The sequence below is a fragment of the Caproicibacter sp. genome (genome assembly GCF_046707225.1).
In the GTDB taxonomy this organism is placed as follows: domain Bacteria; phylum Bacillota; class Clostridia; order Oscillospirales; family Acutalibacteraceae; genus Caproicibacter.
Map to the genome: position 1 here is coordinate 30,096 of NZ_JBJKOP010000032.1, position 15,424 is coordinate 45,519.

At 49.9% G+C, this 15,424-nt stretch carries 14 protein-coding genes; 11 read left to right on the forward strand and 3 right to left on the reverse strand.

From position 1 onward, the window contains the following. Positions 1-358 precede the first annotated feature (358 nt). The 4 genes from ACLQ3M_RS06280 (at position 359) to ACLQ3M_RS06295 (ending at position 4,865) form a co-directional block, all read left to right on the forward strand. Positions 359-1,561 carry a substrate-binding domain-containing protein gene (locus ACLQ3M_RS06280; RefSeq protein ID WP_411676843.1) on the forward strand — a complete coding sequence of 401 codons (1,203 nt, stop codon included), beginning with the start codon at positions 359-361 and terminating at the stop codon, positions 1,559-1,561. A 63-nt stretch (positions 1,562-1,624) separates the two neighbouring features. After that, positions 1,625-3,220: an ATP-binding cassette domain-containing protein gene (locus tag ACLQ3M_RS06285; protein ID WP_411676844.1), complete on the forward strand. Its 1,596-nt coding sequence runs from the start codon at positions 1,625-1,627 to the stop codon at positions 3,218-3,220. 11 nt (positions 3,221-3,231) lie between these two features. Next, entirely contained in the window at positions 3,232-4,395 is a 1,164-nt protein-coding gene (locus ACLQ3M_RS06290; protein WP_411676845.1) for an ABC transporter permease subunit, read from the forward strand. Between the two features lie 155 nt (positions 4,396-4,550). Then, complete coding sequence (locus tag ACLQ3M_RS06295) at positions 4,551-4,865, forward strand: hypothetical protein (RefSeq protein WP_411676846.1); 315 nt, start codon at positions 4,551-4,553, stop codon at positions 4,863-4,865. A gap of 57 nt (positions 4,866-4,922) precedes the next feature. On the opposite strand, the gene ACLQ3M_RS06300 is transcribed toward ACLQ3M_RS06295, so the two are convergent. Further along, positions 4,923-6,032, reverse strand: a complete 1,110-nt coding sequence (locus ACLQ3M_RS06300) for an ROK family protein (RefSeq protein WP_411676847.1) — start codon at positions 6,030-6,032, stop codon at positions 4,923-4,925. Between the two features lie 264 nt (positions 6,033-6,296). Here ACLQ3M_RS06300 and ACLQ3M_RS06305 point away from each other — a divergent pair, with 264 nt between their 5' ends. The 3 genes from ACLQ3M_RS06305 to ACLQ3M_RS06315 are packed head-to-tail and all read left to right on the forward strand — an operon-like array spanning position 6,297 to position 9,945. Further along, entirely contained in the window at positions 6,297-6,920 is a 624-nt protein-coding gene (locus ACLQ3M_RS06305) for a DUF4867 family protein (RefSeq protein ID WP_411677066.1), read from the forward strand. A 13-nt stretch (positions 6,921-6,933) separates the two neighbouring features. Continuing rightward, positions 6,934-8,439, forward strand: a complete 1,506-nt coding sequence (gene xylB, locus ACLQ3M_RS06310) for a xylulokinase (protein WP_411676848.1) — start codon at positions 6,934-6,936, stop codon at positions 8,437-8,439. Positions 8,440-8,457: 18 nt separating this feature from the next. Then, complete coding sequence (locus tag ACLQ3M_RS06315) at positions 8,458-9,945, forward strand: L-fucose/L-arabinose isomerase family protein (RefSeq protein WP_411676849.1); 1,488 nt, start codon at positions 8,458-8,460, stop codon at positions 9,943-9,945. A 205-nt stretch (positions 9,946-10,150) separates the two neighbouring features. Here the strand turns inward: ACLQ3M_RS06315 and ACLQ3M_RS06320 are convergent, their stop codons facing one another. Beyond that, a complete protein-coding gene (locus ACLQ3M_RS06320; protein ID WP_411676850.1) occupies positions 10,151-11,053 on the reverse strand; it encodes a LysR family transcriptional regulator in 903 nt (300 codons plus the stop codon). A gap of 136 nt (positions 11,054-11,189) precedes the next feature. Between ACLQ3M_RS06320 and ACLQ3M_RS06325 the strand changes: the two genes are divergently transcribed. After that, complete coding sequence (locus ACLQ3M_RS06325; RefSeq protein ID WP_411676851.1) at positions 11,190-11,528, forward strand: hypothetical protein; 339 nt, start codon at positions 11,190-11,192, stop codon at positions 11,526-11,528. 56 nt (positions 11,529-11,584) lie between these two features. After that, positions 11,585-12,211 carry an AAA family ATPase gene (locus ACLQ3M_RS06330; RefSeq protein ID WP_411676852.1) on the forward strand — a complete coding sequence of 209 codons (627 nt, stop codon included), beginning with the start codon at positions 11,585-11,587 and terminating at the stop codon, positions 12,209-12,211. A 185-nt stretch (positions 12,212-12,396) separates the two neighbouring features. On the opposite strand, the gene ACLQ3M_RS06335 is transcribed toward ACLQ3M_RS06330, so the two are convergent. After that, positions 12,397-12,807 (reverse strand): GNAT family N-acetyltransferase, encoded by a 411-nt coding sequence (locus tag ACLQ3M_RS06335; RefSeq protein ID WP_411677067.1) that lies wholly within the window; start codon positions 12,805-12,807, stop codon positions 12,397-12,399. Positions 12,808-13,563: 756 nt separating this feature from the next. Here ACLQ3M_RS06335 and ACLQ3M_RS06340 point away from each other — a divergent pair. Both ACLQ3M_RS06340 and ACLQ3M_RS06345 read left to right on the forward strand, forming a co-directional pair. Further along, entirely contained in the window at positions 13,564-14,340 is a 777-nt protein-coding gene (locus ACLQ3M_RS06340) for a ParA family protein (protein ID WP_411676853.1), read from the forward strand. Further along, on the forward strand, positions 14,340-15,419 hold the full coding sequence (locus ACLQ3M_RS06345) for a ParB N-terminal domain-containing protein (protein ID WP_411676854.1): 1,080 nt from the start codon (positions 14,340-14,342) through the stop codon (positions 15,417-15,419). Before ACLQ3M_RS06340 ends, ACLQ3M_RS06345 begins: the two co-directional genes overlap by 1 nt. The last annotated feature ends 5 nt before the right edge of the window (positions 15,420-15,424 follow it).

Sequence of the window (15,424 nt, forward strand, 5' to 3'; positions counted from 1 at the left end):
CAATTTAAACATTGGGGATAATGACTAAAAATAGAAAACTGCACAGAAATATATTGACTTTATTGCCCGTTTGTTATATGATTTAGACACTTAAATAAATATCATTTGTAAAAGTTAAGTAATTTACTATATTTGGAAAATCCCGAATCGCTCCTTCAACGGAAGGCCGGCGGCGGGCAGATTCTTTATCTCTTTCATTCTTTTCGCTTGATTTTTTCTTCGCTGATACGTTCATGTTTTTTTAATCTGATGCGTAATAAGGAGGGTAATCTAGCAGGTTCAGGACTCAGACGAGGTATTTTGCCTCTTCGGGCTTTGCAATCAATGAAACAGGAAAAATGTAAGGAGGAAAGTATTGATGAAAAAACTAATTGCAGCTGTATTGGCCTGTATGATGACGGCATCGATGGTGGCCTGCAGCAACGGATCCACAGGGGGCCAAAGTTCGGCGGCGGCACCAAGTTCCGAGGCCGCTTTAGACGCGGCGGGGTCGGCGGCGTCCACTCCGGCAGCCGGCGGAAAGAAAGTCGGTATTTCCATGCCTACAAAATCTCTGGAGCGCTGGAACCGCGACGGTTCTTACCTGGAAGACCAGTTTGAGGGAAAGGGCTGCAGCGTGGAGCTCACCTATTCCGACAACAAAATTGACCAGCAGGTAAAGGATATCGAGAACCTGATCGCCGATAAAGTTGACCTTCTTGTTGTGGCAGCCATCGACGGCGATTCCCTCTCCAATGTTCTGAATACCGCCAAGAGCGCGAATATCCCGGTCATTTCCTACGATCGTCTGATCATGAACACCGACGCGATCAGTTACTATGTATCGTTCGACAACTTCAAGGTTGGTCAGCTGCAGGGCCAGTTCGTGGTTGACCAGCTGGGCCTGAAGCCGGACGACAAGTCCAAGAGCTACAACATCGAATTCACTGCGGGCGATCCGGCCGACAACAACGCGACTTTCTTCTTCAATGGCGCCATGGATGTTCTGAAACCGTACATAGACGCTGGCATCCTGAAGGTTCCTTCCGGCCAGAAAACGTTCCAGCAGGTTGCAACGCAGTCCTGGGATACCAAGAACGCGATGAACCGCATGCAGAACATTCTGGGTTCCTATTATTCCAACGGCAAGACCACGCTGGATGTTGCTCTTTGCTCCAATGATTCCACCGCGCTGGGCGTCACGCAGGCAATCGGCTCCGACTATATGGGCAGCAACACCCCGATCATCACCGGCCAGGACGGCGATGAAGCGAACCTTGCAAATATCATTGACGGCAAACAGTCCATGACGGTTTACAAGGCTGTTGCAAACGAAGCGGTTGCCACGCTTGATATCGGCATGGCCATGCTGGACGGCCAGAAGCCGGACGAAAGCCTGATTAAGTCCGCAGGCTGGAAATTCGACTGCTCCTATGACACGAAGTCCTACGACAACAAAAAAGGCATTGTTCCTTCCTATCTGCTTGTCCCGACTGTCGTAACCAAAGACAACATTCAGAAAGAACTTGTCGACACCGGCTACTACACGATGGATGGCAAATATCCGAAGGCAAAGAAATAATACGAACGGCTTGTACGGGCGGGGTTATTCAGCCCCGCCCGCTCTTCATTTATAAAAGCCGTGATGAAAATACACAGTCAGGGGGGCATTGACTTGCCAGACAATATTTTAGTTATGCAGAGCATCACAAAATTGTATCCCGGTGTCAAGGCATTGGATAATGTGAATCTGGAAGTGCAGCGCGGTGAGATACATGCACTGGTCGGAGAAAACGGCGCCGGCAAATCAACCCTGATGAATGTTTTAAGCGGAACCATTCCATTCGGCGAATATGAGGGAAAAATTCTCTTTAACGGGTCGGAATGCCAGTTTAAACGCATTCATGACAGTGAAAAGCTTGGCATCGTTATTATCCATCAGGAATTGGCTCTGATCCCGGAGCTTTCCATTGGTGAGAATATGTTTCTCGGAAATGAGCGCAACGGAAAATTTGGTATCGATTGGAACGAGACTTACAGTCAGGCAACGAAACATCTGGAAGAGGTGGGCCTGAAAGACAAGGCCACAACCCTGATTAAAGATATAGGGACTGGAAAACAGCAGTTGGTTGAAATTGCAAAAGCGCTCTCCAAAAATGTAAAGCTGCTGATTTTGGATGAGCCGACCTCCTCTCTAAATGAAGAAGATTCAAAAATGCTTTTGGATATGCTGTTGCAGTTTAAAAAGCAGGGCATGACTTCCATTATCATCTCACATAAACTGTCCGAGGTTGCTTACGTGGCCGATCGGATTACCGTGCTTCGCGACGGTGCAACGATTGAGACCATCGACAATGAGGACCGTACCATTGATGAAGACCGAATTATTAAAGGAATGGTCGGACGCGAGCTGACAAACCGGTTCCCCGCCAGAGAGCACAAGGTCAGCGAGGAAATCGGACTGGAAGTAAAAAACTGGGTCGTTCATCATCCGATTTACACGGAGAAGCAGGTGGTAAACGGTGTCAGCTTTCATGTACATAAGGGCGAGATCGTCGGGTTTTCCGGATTGCAGGGCGCGGGCCGTACCGAGCTTGCCATGTCGCTGTTCGGCAAGAGCTATGGCAGCGGCATTTCCGGTCAGGAGTATCTGAACGGCAAAGAGGTGCACCTGAAAACCGAGGAGGACGCCATCGAGCACGGTCTCGCGTACGTAACCGAGGACCGGAAGACCAACGGGCTGGTTTTAATCGACACAATAGCGAAGAACACCACAATGGCGCGGCTCAAAAAGGTGTGTGACAAACACGGCATTATTGATGTCGGCATGGAAAACCATGTTGCGGAAAAGTATGTAAAAGTAATGAATACAAAAACACCGACCGTGCAGCAGATGGTCGGAAATCTGTCGGGCGGAAATCAGCAGAAGGTATTGCTTTCCAAGTGGATGTTTGCGGACCCGGATGTTCTGATTCTGGATGAACCGACCCGCGGCATCGATGTCGGCGCAAAGTACGAGATTTACTGTATCATGAACGATATGGTAGCGCAGGGAAAATCGGTTGTAATGATTTCCTCTGAACTGCCGGAACTTCTGGGGATGTGCGACAGGATTTACGTGATGAACGAAGGCTCCCTGGTTGCCGAAATGAGCAGCGGCGAAGCGACGCAGGAGAGGATCATGGGCGCCATTCTCCATTCCGATAAAAGAGGCATTTCAGAGGAACAAAAGGAAGCGTAGGAGGCAGAAGCATGACAAAGGCATCTTCAATTATTAAAAAGTACACGATGACCATCGCTCTGGTTGTGGTCTTCATTTTCTTCACGGTTTTGACGAACGGCAGATTGGTCTACGCCCAGAATATTTCCAATCTGCTTTTGCAGAACGCTTATGTCTTGGTTATGGCATGCGGCATGCTGCTGTGTATTCTGACCGGCGGCAACGTCGATCTTTCAATCGGCGCTACGCTCTGCCTTGTGGGTGCCGTCGCGGCACAGCTGATGGACCAGGGCTCCATGGGCGCGCTGCCCACGATTCTGATTGCGATGCTGATTGCGGCAGTGATCGGCGTCTGGCAGGGCTTCTGGATCGGCTATATCCACATTCCCCCGTTTATTGCGACTTTGGCGGGTATGTTCCTGTTCCGCGGGCTCGGCCGTGTCGTTTTGGCCTCGAAAACCGTCAACATTCAGAATGAGGCGTTCCTCAACACCTTCATTTCCTATATCGACGTTCCCGGCATGGATACCAAGTCCTTCCATATTTCGGCGTTGATTGTCGGGGTGGCGATCGCGGTCCTGCTGACCGTGCTGATGTTTTCCAGCCGGGCCAAAAAGATAAAAAAGAACTATGCGGTTGATTCGCTGGTAGCTACGCTCATCAAGATCATCATGATTGATGCCCTGATTATCGCATACTGCTGGAAGCTCGCCAACTACAAGGGGATTCCGGTTATGCTTCTCTGGATTCTTCTGGTGGTTCTGATCTTTGCGTTCATTACGATGAAAACAGCTTTCGGCCGTTATTTCTACGCGGTGGGCGGCAACGAAAAGGCCGCGAAACTTTCCGGTATTGACCCGAGGCGTGTCTATTTCTGGGCTTACTTCCTCATGAGCGTATTGGCAGGCTTCTCCGGCTTGCTGGTGGCGGCCCGCATTGGTTCCGTCGACGGCAACATGGGCAACTCTTACGAAATGGACGCAATCGCGGCCTGCTTCATCGGCGGAGCATCTGCTTACGGCGGTTCCGGCACTGTTTCCGGCATTATGATCGGCGCTATCCTGCTCGGTGTTATGAACCAGGGCATGTCGATTTACGGACTTCCGGACGAATGGCAGTACGTTGTGAAAGGCGCTGTTCTTCTTGCGGCCGTTATCTTCGATGTCGTTTCGAACCATAAGGTAGGGAAGCAGTAAGGCTGATTGCTTTTTTGCGATCGGGCGGGCATGATCCGTGAAGAAAGGGTTCCGCGGCGGGCGCGCCGTCCGCCGACAGGCGGTTCCCGCATCGGAATGCGAAAGTGGATTTTCGTCGCCCACTCGGGAGCGAGTGAAAAGCGGGAGGAAAACAAATGCAGGCTCAATCAGAGGAACTTCGTACAAAGAAAAAGAATGCCGGAATCAAGCTGACTCTGCGCATTCTGATTGCACTCTATATTCTGTATCTGACGAAAGAAATCGTCTTTGCGGAGGTGAAGCACACAAGCTCCCTGCCGCTCTGGGTTACTGTGCTTGCGAGCGTTGTTTTCTTTCTGGCTGCCATTGCGTTCGGCATCTATGCATGGCGGGAATATAAAAATTCGCTTACCGTGCGGGGAAGCGAACAGGAATCAGAATCCCCGGGGGACGGCGGCAAGAATCTTCCCGACTCGATTGACCGGAAGTAAATTGTATTTTGTGAACGCCGATCCTATGCCCGGAAGGGTTTGGTCGGCGTATTCCCTTTAATCGTTCAGAAAGGAATCGATCTGCTGCAGCGCGGCCCCGACGGCGCTTGCTTTGTCTTTGAATTTGCTGAAATGAAGATAGTCAGGCTCGCCGCCGAACGAATGGAGCGCTTGAAGTTTTTCCATAAGAATGTCGGAGTACTTTTCCAGATAGCGGTCAATTTCACCGCCAATAATAATTTCGGCGTCAAAAATGGTACGGATGTTGTTAATCCCAGTGGCGAGATAATCCAGATAAATATTCCATTTCTGCTTGCAGTACTGGTTTCCCATTTCAAGCGCCGCGAAGAAATCATCCACGTCTTCAAAATTCGGTTCTGTTAAAACCTTTGTGGAGCAGTATGCCTCCAGGCAGCCTTTTTTCCCGCAGTTGCAGGGCAGCCCGTTCTGCACAATCGTCATGTGTCCGAATTCTCCGGAGTAGCCGTTGATGCCGTTATAAAGCTTATTGTCAATGATAATGGCCCCGCCGACGCCTTTGTTGACGGAAAGGAAGACGGCGCTTTCCACTTCATCCATTTGCCAGATTTCGGCAAGGCCGGCCAGGTTTGCTTCATTGTTGACCATGACGGGGTAGGAGATTTGTTTTTTCAGCCTGTCAATCGAAAGGCCCTTTACATGCAGTGTGGGACTGTATTCCAGAAGATCGGCTTTCGGATTTACCAGCCCGGGCACGGCAATGCCAACCCCGAGGAGCTTGTTGAGATCCACGTGATTTTCCCGCAGAAAGAGGTCTAAATCTTCGGCCACAGCCCTGAAATAATCCTCGTCATTCCGGAACGGTTCACGGATTTTTTTATAGAACAGGACACTCTCTCCGAGGTCAATCACCACAAAGCGGAGATGGTTTTGCGTGACTTCAATCCCGCAGGAAAGCCGCGCGCCGTAGTCCAGCGAGTTGACAAACGGTTTTCTTCCGCCGGAAGATTTCAGTGTTCCTGATTTTGTAACCAAGCCGCGTTTTTCCAGGTCCTTCAGAATGAGGGATACCGTCGGCATGCTCAAACTGAGGGAATCGGCAATGTTTTGCTTGGTTGCCCCGTTGTTGGAGTAGAGAAAATTCATGATTCTGTTCTTGTTTACATCTCTTACCTGAAGATTATTCAAACCTAACACACCTTTTTTCCGGGAAAAATCGTTTTGGAAACCTTCCGTACTTTAGACGAATCCTTTTGTAAAAATCATAGCACGAATCTATTCTATATCCGGATCGGTTTTTTTGCAAGTTTCACATAAGTTTTAGTTGTGCCCGGTTTTTTTCTTTCATAGAGTAGACAGGATCAGAATAGAATGATATCATACTTTATGAAAAGTATTTATTAAAAGTTGTATTGAATAACTAGAAGGATAGTGAAAATCATGAATGAAACAATCGAGGTTCAATCCATCCGAGACGATGCCTTTCGAAAATACGGCAGAGTCGTTTCCGGGTTCGACTGTGCGCCCCTTCTGAGCAGGTTGAAGAAAACCCCCTGCCCGTCGGACACAACGGTTTATGTGGCTTCCGACCCTGAACTGGAAAAGCTGGATGTTTTCGGTGAGCTTCAGGACCGGGAATTCGGCGGACTTCCGATCGAGCTGGGCTATTGCAACGGCAGCAATGATAAGCTCAACGCTCTGGAATATCACCGCAGTTCCGAAATCAATATCGCGGGAACGGATCTCATCCTTCTGCTGGGTTTGCTGCAGGACGTAAGCGCGGCGTTTACCTATGATACCGGACGGGTGGAAGCGTTCCGCGTTCCGGCTGGAACCGCGGTGGAATTATATGCGACGACCCTGCACTTTGCTCCGTGCAGCGCGTCACCGGAAGGCTTCCGGGACGCAGTCATTCTTCCGCGCGGCACGAACCTTCCGCTGGAAGCAAAACCGGCGGCGCAGGGGGAAGACGCATTGCTGTTTGCCAAAAACAAGTGGCTGATTGCACATCCGGAGTCCGGTCTGCAGGCAGACGGAGCTTTTGTGGGACTTCAGGGCAAAAATATTAGGGTGTAACGGGGGAAATACGATGTCTGGAAAATGTGTTCTTGGGATCGACGTTGGAACTTCCGGGTGCAAAATCCTTGCTCTGGACGATTCCGGAGTGATTCTGGGTTCCGTCACGGAGGAGTACCCCTGCTATGCGCCTCAGCAGGGATGGTCGGAACAGGACCCTGAGGATTGGTGGAACGGCACCGCGGCGGGAATCCGTAAAATCACTGCGCAGCTGAACGGAAAAACGGTCTGTGCCGTGGGCCTTTCGGGGCAGATGCACGGCATGGTGGCGCTGGACCGTGAAAATCACGCGGTTCGGCGCGCCATTCTGTGGAACGATCAGCGAACCGGAAAACAGTGCGAGGAGATCACGGAACTGGCGGGGGGGCCGGATGCTCTTCTTGCCGTGACCAATAACAGGATGCTTACGGGGTACACCGGCGGGAAAATCCTATGGATGAAGGAAAACGAGCCGGTGAACTATCAAAAGACCGTACATATTGTTAACCCGAAGGACTATATTCGGCTGAAACTGACGGGGGAACTCAAAACGGATGTTTCCGATGCTTCCGGTACGGGTTTCTTCTGTGTGCGGGAGCGCCGGTGGGCCGACGATCTGATCCGGAAAACAGGCCTTGACCCGGCAATGTTCGCGGAGGCGGTGGAATCGACGGCTGTTTCCGGCCGTGTCACGAAAGGCGCCGCGGATTTCACCGGTCTGCCGGCCGGAATTCCGGTCGGAGGGGGCGGCGGCGACGCCGTTATCTCAACAACCGGCCTTGGCCTCGCAAAATCCGGCCGGGTCGGGGTCACGGTCGGAACCTCCGGTGTTGTCGCCATGGGACTTGCTTCGTTTCTTCCGAATCCCAACGGGATGCTTCAGGTTTTCTGCGGGAATGAACCCGGATCGTTCAGCGCGATGGGCGTAACCCTTGCGGCGGCCGGCTCCTACCAGTGGTTCCGGAATTCTCTCGGTCAGGATGAAATGCGGAAGGCGAAAGAGGAGGGCAAAAGTGCGTTTGCTCTGCTGGATGGCGAGGCGGCCTCCGTTCCTCCGTGCAGTGAAGGGATGTTCTTCCTGCCGTATCTGTCCGGGGAGCGTGCGCCTCTGAACGACCCTCTCGCCCGCGGCGCGTTCCTCGGTGTAACCTCCCGCCACGGCAAGGGCCATTTTGCCCGCGCGGTTCTGGAGGGCGTCGCGTTTTCGCTGCGTCAGGTTTACGAACTGATGAGCGCGAAGGACGCAAGCGAGATTGTCATCGCGGGGGGCGGGGCGGCCAGTCCGCTCTGGCGTCAGATTTTTGCGGATGTCTTTCATCTCCCCGTGAGAACCGTGTATGGCAGCGCGGAGGGCGGCTCGTTCGGCGCCGCGCTGGCGGCCGGCGTAACCGCCGGTATCTGGGGCAGTCTTGAGGAAACCGTGCCTCTGATCCGCTCGGAAAGCATGACGGCACCGATTTCCGCAAATGTCGCATGCTACGAGGAAAATTATGCAAAATACATCAAATTCTATGATGCTCTGAAATGGAGCTTTCATTAACAAAGGAGTGTTTTTGAAATGACGAATATCCCTGAAGTAAAGCTTGGAATAATCGCAGTCAGCCGCGACTGCTTTATCATCTCGCTTTCCGAAAAGAGAAGAAAAGCGATTGTGGATTCTTATACGGCGAAATACGGCGCCATTTACGAAGCGAAAACAACAGTGGAAAACGAGCGGGATATGCTGAAAGCCGTTGAGGAAGTCAAGGCGGCCGGCTGCAATGCTCTGGTGGTATTTTTAGGCAATTTCGGCCCCGAAACGCCCGAAACGCTGATCGCCAAATACTTTGACGGCCCGGTTATGTACGTTGCTGCCGCAGAAGAAACGGGAAAAGACCTGATTAACGGCAGAGGCGACGCCTATTGCGGTATGCTCAACTGTTCCTATAACCTCGGCCTGCGCCACCTTACGGCAGTTATTCCGGAGTACCCGGTTGGTACGGCGGATGATCTTGCCGAGAGCATTGCGAAATTTGTCCCGGCGGCGCGTGCGCTGATCGGCGTAAAATCGCTCAAAATCATCACGTTCGGTCCTCGCCCTCAGGATTTCTTTGCCTGCAATGCGCCGATTCAGCCGCTTTACGACCTCGGCGTTGAAGTACAGGAGAATTCGGAGCTCGATCTTCTGGTTGCCTACCGCGCGCACAAGGACGATTCCCGCATCCCCGAAGTTGTGGCTGATATGGCCGCGGAGCTCGGCGTTGACGGGAACCATTACCCGGATCTTCTGCCGCGCATGGCGCAGTTTGAACTCACCCTGCTCGACTGGGCAAAGGACAATCTGGGCTCGAGAAAATATGTGGCCTTCGCGGACAAATGCTGGCCGGCTTTCCCAAAGGAATTTGGGTTTGAGCCCTGCTACGTGAACAGCCGCCTGACCTCCCGCGGAATTCCTGTGGCCTGTGAAGTGGATCTCTACGGCGCTTTGAGCGAATATATCGGAGCCTGCGTGACGGGCGACGCCGTCACTCTGCTGGATATCAACAACAGCGTGCCGAGCGATCTTTATGAATCCGATGTCGCCGGGAAGTATCCCTATACGCTGAGGGATACCTTCATGGGCTTCCACTGCGGCAACACTCCGTTCTGCAAGCTTTCCAAAGGCGCGGCGGTCAAATATCAGCTGATTCAGAACCGTCTGCTTGAAAACGGCGGAACACCCGATTTTACCCGCGGTACGCTGGAGGGCGACATCGCCCCCGGGGAGATCACGTTCTTCCGACTGCAGGGCAGCGCGGAAGGTAAGCTGACCTCGTACATCGCGCAGGGAGAGGTTCTTCCTGTTGCCACCCGCTCTTTCGGCGGAATCGGTATCTTCGCCATTCCGGAAATGGGTCGCTTCTACCGCCATGTTCTGATTGAACGGCATTTCCCGCATCACGGCGCCGTGGCCTTTGCCCACGCGGGCAGCGCGCTGTTTACGGTGTTCCGTGCGCTCGGCGTCCCGGAGATCGCTTTCAATCAGCCGAAGGGAGTGCTGTACAAAACCGAAAATCCGTTTGAATGAAAAAAGGCCGCCGCTCTGACCTCCGATGTGGGAGCATGAGCGGCGGAACCTGAATTTCCCTTGTCACTTTTCTAAATATTCTTGTCCCTGATTTAACGGATGCGCTCTTTGCGTTCCGCCGAATCGGGGACAACTGCTTTTTTTGCTCAGTTTTCGGGGCTCAGGTCAAATGCAAGCGAGAAAACCTTAAAAAGGCAAGTGAAAATTACTTCTCTATTCCATTTTTGTGATAAAGCGTTTCTTCAAACTTTCTTGCCGCGATGCTTAAAAAGCGCCGGTCATCGCGCACCAGACAGATGGCTCGTTTCGGAATTGTTTCCGCGAGGGAAATACGGAAGATGTCGCCTCGCAGAAGCGCTTCTTTTGCCAGATCTTCCGGTAAAAATCCGATTCCAAGGTTGCTTTTTATCAGGGGAAGCACCTGATCGGTTGTGGCCGCCTCGGTGTCGGGCTGGAGGGATAATCCGTGTTCCAGAAACAACCGGTTATAGAACTCAAAAGTCATTGTATTCCTTTCCAGACAGATCAGCGGATATCTTTCCAATTCCCGCAAATGAATGTTTTTCCCCGCGAGGAAAGCGAACTGCGGTCCCCCAACCAGAACTTCTTCAAAATATTTCAGAGGAATTTCCCGCAGTGTTTTGTGAACGCCGGTCGGCGTAGTCACCACGGCAAGATCGACAAGACCGTTTTTCAGCGCGGCCACGGCCTGAGGCGTGGACTGGTTTGAGATCCGGATCCGTATTCCGGGATACGATCGGTGAAAACCGCTCAGCTTTTCCAGCAAAAGGCCATACAGGGCCGTTTCGCTTGCGCCGATGGAAAGAATCCCGCTTTGCAGATTTTTATCGCTCGCCAGTTCTTCTTCCCCTGTCCGAATCTGTTCATAGGCAATGGCGATATGCGAATACAGGCGTTCTCCCTCTGGAGTCAGCGTCACGCCGCGATTGGTCCGAAAAAACAGTTTACACCCCAGCTCGCTTTCCAGATGATTCATGCCGCGGGTGATGTTCGGCTGGCTGTTCAGCAGAATATTCGCCGCTTTTGTAAAGCTCTGGTATCGGGCGACATAATAGAAAATCCGATAATAGTCATAATTTGCGCTCATCTTTCGCTCCTGATATATCAAATAATTATAGTCGGTATGTCGAATATACTTTTCACATTTTTTTGTGCTTCCAGTATAATGGAGTCGTTGCCAAAGTACAAGTAATTTTTAAGAAGAGAATGGAGCAAACAAAGCGATGAATTTGTTGGAAGCGCTTATGATCCTGTGTTTTGGGCTTTCATGGCCCATTTCCATCTACCGTTCCTATACAGCCAGAACCGCGAAGGGAAAAAGCCTTTTCTTTGAGGTCTTTTTATGGATTGGCTATGTGTTTGGAATCATACGGGAGTTTATGCAGTTCTCATCAGGAGAAGAATTGGACTTTCTTTTCTACTTAGGCTGGGTTTTCTATTTTCTTAATATCGCTGAAATTACGATTGATATGGTGTTGTATGTTCGCAATGTCAGATTGGATAAGAAACGGGAAGCAAAGCTGGAAAAAGAAGTTGCAGAGGAAGAAAATGCGATCGGCTAATCATTTCGGCGGAGGAGCCGTAAATATTCATCTTATGGTAAGGGAGTGCATCTATTGTGGAAAAACAGCTCTATGCGGTAACGATCAGCCACCAGCTCGGATGTGGAGGAGCTTACATCGGGCAAAAACTTTCAGAAGAATTTAACATCCCGTTTGTGGACCGCGATATTCTAAAACAGGTTGCTGATGAGCTCCATCTGGCGGAAGAGGATTTGGAGCACCGCGACGGACGACTGTCTTCCGTGTGGGAGAAGCTTACGGAACAGTTGTATACCGTACCGGCTGCAGGGTGGATTCCGCAGTATCACCCAAGCGATAAGGAACTGTTTTACCTGGAGTCGGAATATATTCTCAAAATTGCCGAGAAGACTTCGGCGGTAATTTTAGGGCGGGCGGGACGCTATGTTCTGAGAGAGAGCCCGAGACATGTGAAGATTTTTGTTACGGCTGAATTGCCGGAACGCATTGAGCGCGTTGCTTCCCTGTTTCAGATTTCCAAAGAGGCGGCAAAAGAAAAGATCGAAGAGAACGATCGGCAGAGGATCGCTTACAATCGAGCGTTCACGAAGTCCGATCGCCTTGATGTCCGTCTTTATGATCTGGCAGTCAATACGTCATCTTTGGGATTGGACTGCGCCGCACGTATGGCGTCGGAGTGCGTCCACGCCAAATTGGCTGTCTGAGTTTAAGGTTATTTTAAAATTGCTGCCTCTGCCGGACTTTTCACTCCGTTTACACACGTTTTTGAAGTTTACACAGAACCTGATACTCCCCAGAATTGCCGCTGCCCTTTCGCAGAGCAATCCTGCCAGGTAAGTGTGGAAAAAAGATATAGCCCCCTGCTGCGCATTGTGCGAATTTTACGCAGTTATCGATGATGGCTTAGGCAGAATATGTCCTCAATGTCATCGCCTTCTCCACATGTTTCCCCTGTTTTCACAAACCCTACGTCCTCATAAATATGTTTACCTTTAGAATTATTGGGTGCGGTGCTGAGATATATTCTATCGCATTTATAGCTCTGAAACATCTCGGAAATAATTATTTGTAATGCACATTTGCCATACCCGTTTCCTTGATAATGCTCATCAATCATAAAACGGCATAACTCATATGCTTTTAATTCATCACTGTACCCGTACATCGTAAAGCCAATCAATATCTCGTCTGCCTGTATGCCCTTTATAACCCAGCCATTCTCAAAAACCGACTGCGCAATTGAAAATGCGTTGCTTGCAACAAATTCTCTGCCATCTTTTCCCGGGTTGAGACAACAGATTTTCTCCCAGTTATCTGCGTTATATCAATAAGTTTTATATGGTTCATTTCATCGTTCACCTCAATATGAATCAAGTATAGCACAAAATCACCACCGCAAAAAGCAAAAACTCCATGTGCGGGTTTATCCCCTGACACATGGAGTTTGTTTTGGTGCCGCCAGCCGGACTTGAACCGGCAAGGAATCACTTCCGAAGGATTTTAAGTCGGTTTATCCATTGAAAAGCAAGCGGAATCTAGAGAATTCTATAAGAAGATAGAGACGCTGCAAACCCAGACAGAATCAGGGTTTGCAGCTTTTTTATATAAAAAATTCAGGCTGCATCCCGATTCCCAAGAAAATGAGTTTTGCATTTTATTTTGCACGTTTAAGGGATAATTAAGGGACGCTCGCTAAACTGCGTCGCATATGAATCAAGCGACATCCCGTCTAAATTCCATGATTGTAGCAGCCATCACCTGCCACTGACAAATTCTAATTAGGAGCCGATGACTGTGAAAACCAAAAATAGGAAGTATTACGAAGCTCTATTTAGCACGTATCCCGATTTAGTGACGCTGGGCCAATTTCGAAAGATGCTTGGTGGAATTTGCGCGGGAACTGCCAGAAAACTTTTAAGAGAGAATCGTGTACAGCATTTCATGATTAGATATACTTACCTGATTCCCAAAACATATATTATTGATTATGTCCTCAGCGACGATTACGCTGAATTCAAGAAAACACTAAAAGTTAAAATATAAGGGAGGCGTAAAAATGAGTAAAATCGTTGTTGTCGCGGCGCAAAAGGGCGGTGTCGGCAAAACGAGCACGGTTCGCAATCTTTCCTATTCCCTCGCAGAGTTGGGACAGCACGTCCTCGCCGTAGACTTTGACCCGCAATTCAACCTTACCACCTGTTTCGGCATTAACGACCCCGAGAAGCTAGAATATACAACTGCAACCCTTATGACCGATATGCTTGAGGACCGAGAGCTTCCTCCGAAAAAGGATTTTATTCTCTCTATCGGTAAGGTCGATCTGATTCCCTCAAACATCCAGCTTTCTGTCATTGAGGCAAATTTGAGGTTGGAAATGGGAAGCGAACACTTGTTTCCAAATCTGCTGGAATCTCTGCGTGGGGACTACGATTATATTATTGTAGATACTTGCCCGTCACTCGGTACACTAACGATCAGTGCCTTGACCGCAGCGGACGAAGTCATGATTCCCGTCAATCCGCAACTGTTGGCGGTCATGGGGTTGCAAGAACTTACGAAAACCATCCTGAAAATCAAGCGCCGCCTGAATCCCAAAATAAAGTTTGGCGGTATCTTGTTCACGATGTGCGATAAACGTACCAATCTGTATAAAGAAATCAGCAGTCAGGTTGACACCGCTTACCGCAGCGGCATGAGGATATTTGACAGCCGGATTCCTACTACGGTCAAGGTTGGAGAGGCCAACGGCCTTGGCCTGAGTGTTTTGGAATACGATAAAAAAAGTCCTGCGGGCCTGGCCTACATGGAACTTGCAAAGGAGGTGCTTGCCTGATGCCGGGACAAAGGCCCAAACTTAATCCCAAAATCAAATCCATCGACGATCTGCTCCGAATCAACGACGAGATTCAGAGTCAACCGCCTAAACAGGAATATTCCGAGGAACCGGTGAGTGGCCCTGTCGCCGTGACCGTTCTCCCCATCGAAAAAATCCGTATGTTTCAGAAGCATCCGTTCCATCTCTATGAAGGAGAACGGCTGGACGATATGGTGGAGAGCGTAAAAGCAAATGGTGTTCTGATTCCCACCATTGTCCGCAGGATTGAACCCGATGAAAATGGCTGCGAATACGAAATGCTGTCCGGCCATAACCGCATGAACGCTTCCCGCATCGTGGGACAAAATGAGATTCCGTGTATCGTCAAGGAAAATCTTTCGAACGAGGACGCATGGATTTATGTCGTGGAAACCAATGTTCTACAGCGTTCCTTTGCGGATATGCTTCCCTCGGAAAAGGCGGCGGTGCTTGCGCTCCGGTACTCAAAAATGTTCAGTCAGGGGAAACGGAACGACATCATCGCGGAACTCAAAGCGCTTGAAAACCCGCAATACATCGAAGAAAGATCGACTTATGGACACGATGTCCACAAGTCGATAAGTAGAGATACTGTGGGTTTCGAATATGGGCTTAATGGAAGATCAGTGGCTCGTTATCTTCGTGTAGATAAGCTGATTTTGCCCTTGAAGCAACGTCTTGATAACAGTGAAATTACCCTCATCTCTTCGGTCGGGTTATCCTATCTCGCCGAATCAGAGCAGAAAATTGTAGAAACAGTATTGGATGAAAATGAGTACAAGATTATCCCCAAAAAGGTTTCTCTGCTCCGCGAATACTCCGGCAAGCTGAATCAGGAGCTTGCCACTCAAATCCTTTCCGGCGAGAAAAATAGGAAGCCAAAAAACTCTACGCCGCCGCCAGTAAAAATAAAGTATAAAACCTACTCCCAATATTTTTCTGCTGATACTAAACCGAGCAAAATGGAGCAGGTAATTGAAGAAGCCCTACGAGAATATTTTGCTCACCATCCCAAAATTGAAGGCATGGAAGAACAAGGTCACATAGCTAACAGCTAAAATAT

What these genes read in the sequence shown, in the direction of transcription:
- ACLQ3M_RS06290 (WP_411676845.1), top strand. Translation starts at nt 3,232, where the DNA reads ATGACAAAGGCATCTTCAATTATTAAAAAGTACACGATGACCATCGCT.
- ACLQ3M_RS06315 (WP_411676849.1), top strand. Translation starts at nt 8,458, where the DNA reads ATGACGAATATCCCTGAAGTAAAGCTTGGAATAATCGCAGTCAGCCGC.
- ACLQ3M_RS06285 (WP_411676844.1), top strand. Translation starts at nt 1,625, where the DNA reads ATGAAAATACACAGTCAGGGGGGCATTGACTTGCCAGACAATATTTTA.
- ACLQ3M_RS06345 (WP_411676854.1), top strand. Translation starts at nt 14,340, where the DNA reads ATGCCGGGACAAAGGCCCAAACTTAATCCCAAAATCAAATCCATCGAC.
- ACLQ3M_RS06320 (WP_411676850.1), bottom strand. Translation starts at nt 11,053, where the DNA reads ATGAGCGCAAATTATGACTATTATCGGATTTTCTATTATGTCGCCCGA.
- ACLQ3M_RS06340 (WP_411676853.1), top strand. Translation starts at nt 13,564, where the DNA reads ATGAGTAAAATCGTTGTTGTCGCGGCGCAAAAGGGCGGTGTCGGCAAA.
- xylB (WP_411676848.1), top strand. Translation starts at nt 6,934, where the DNA reads ATGTCTGGAAAATGTGTTCTTGGGATCGACGTTGGAACTTCCGGGTGC.
- ACLQ3M_RS06325 (WP_411676851.1), top strand. Translation starts at nt 11,190, where the DNA reads ATGAATTTGTTGGAAGCGCTTATGATCCTGTGTTTTGGGCTTTCATGG.
- ACLQ3M_RS06295 (WP_411676846.1), top strand. Translation starts at nt 4,551, where the DNA reads ATGCAGGCTCAATCAGAGGAACTTCGTACAAAGAAAAAGAATGCCGGA.
- ACLQ3M_RS06280 (WP_411676843.1), top strand. Translation starts at nt 359, where the DNA reads ATGAAAAAACTAATTGCAGCTGTATTGGCCTGTATGATGACGGCATCG.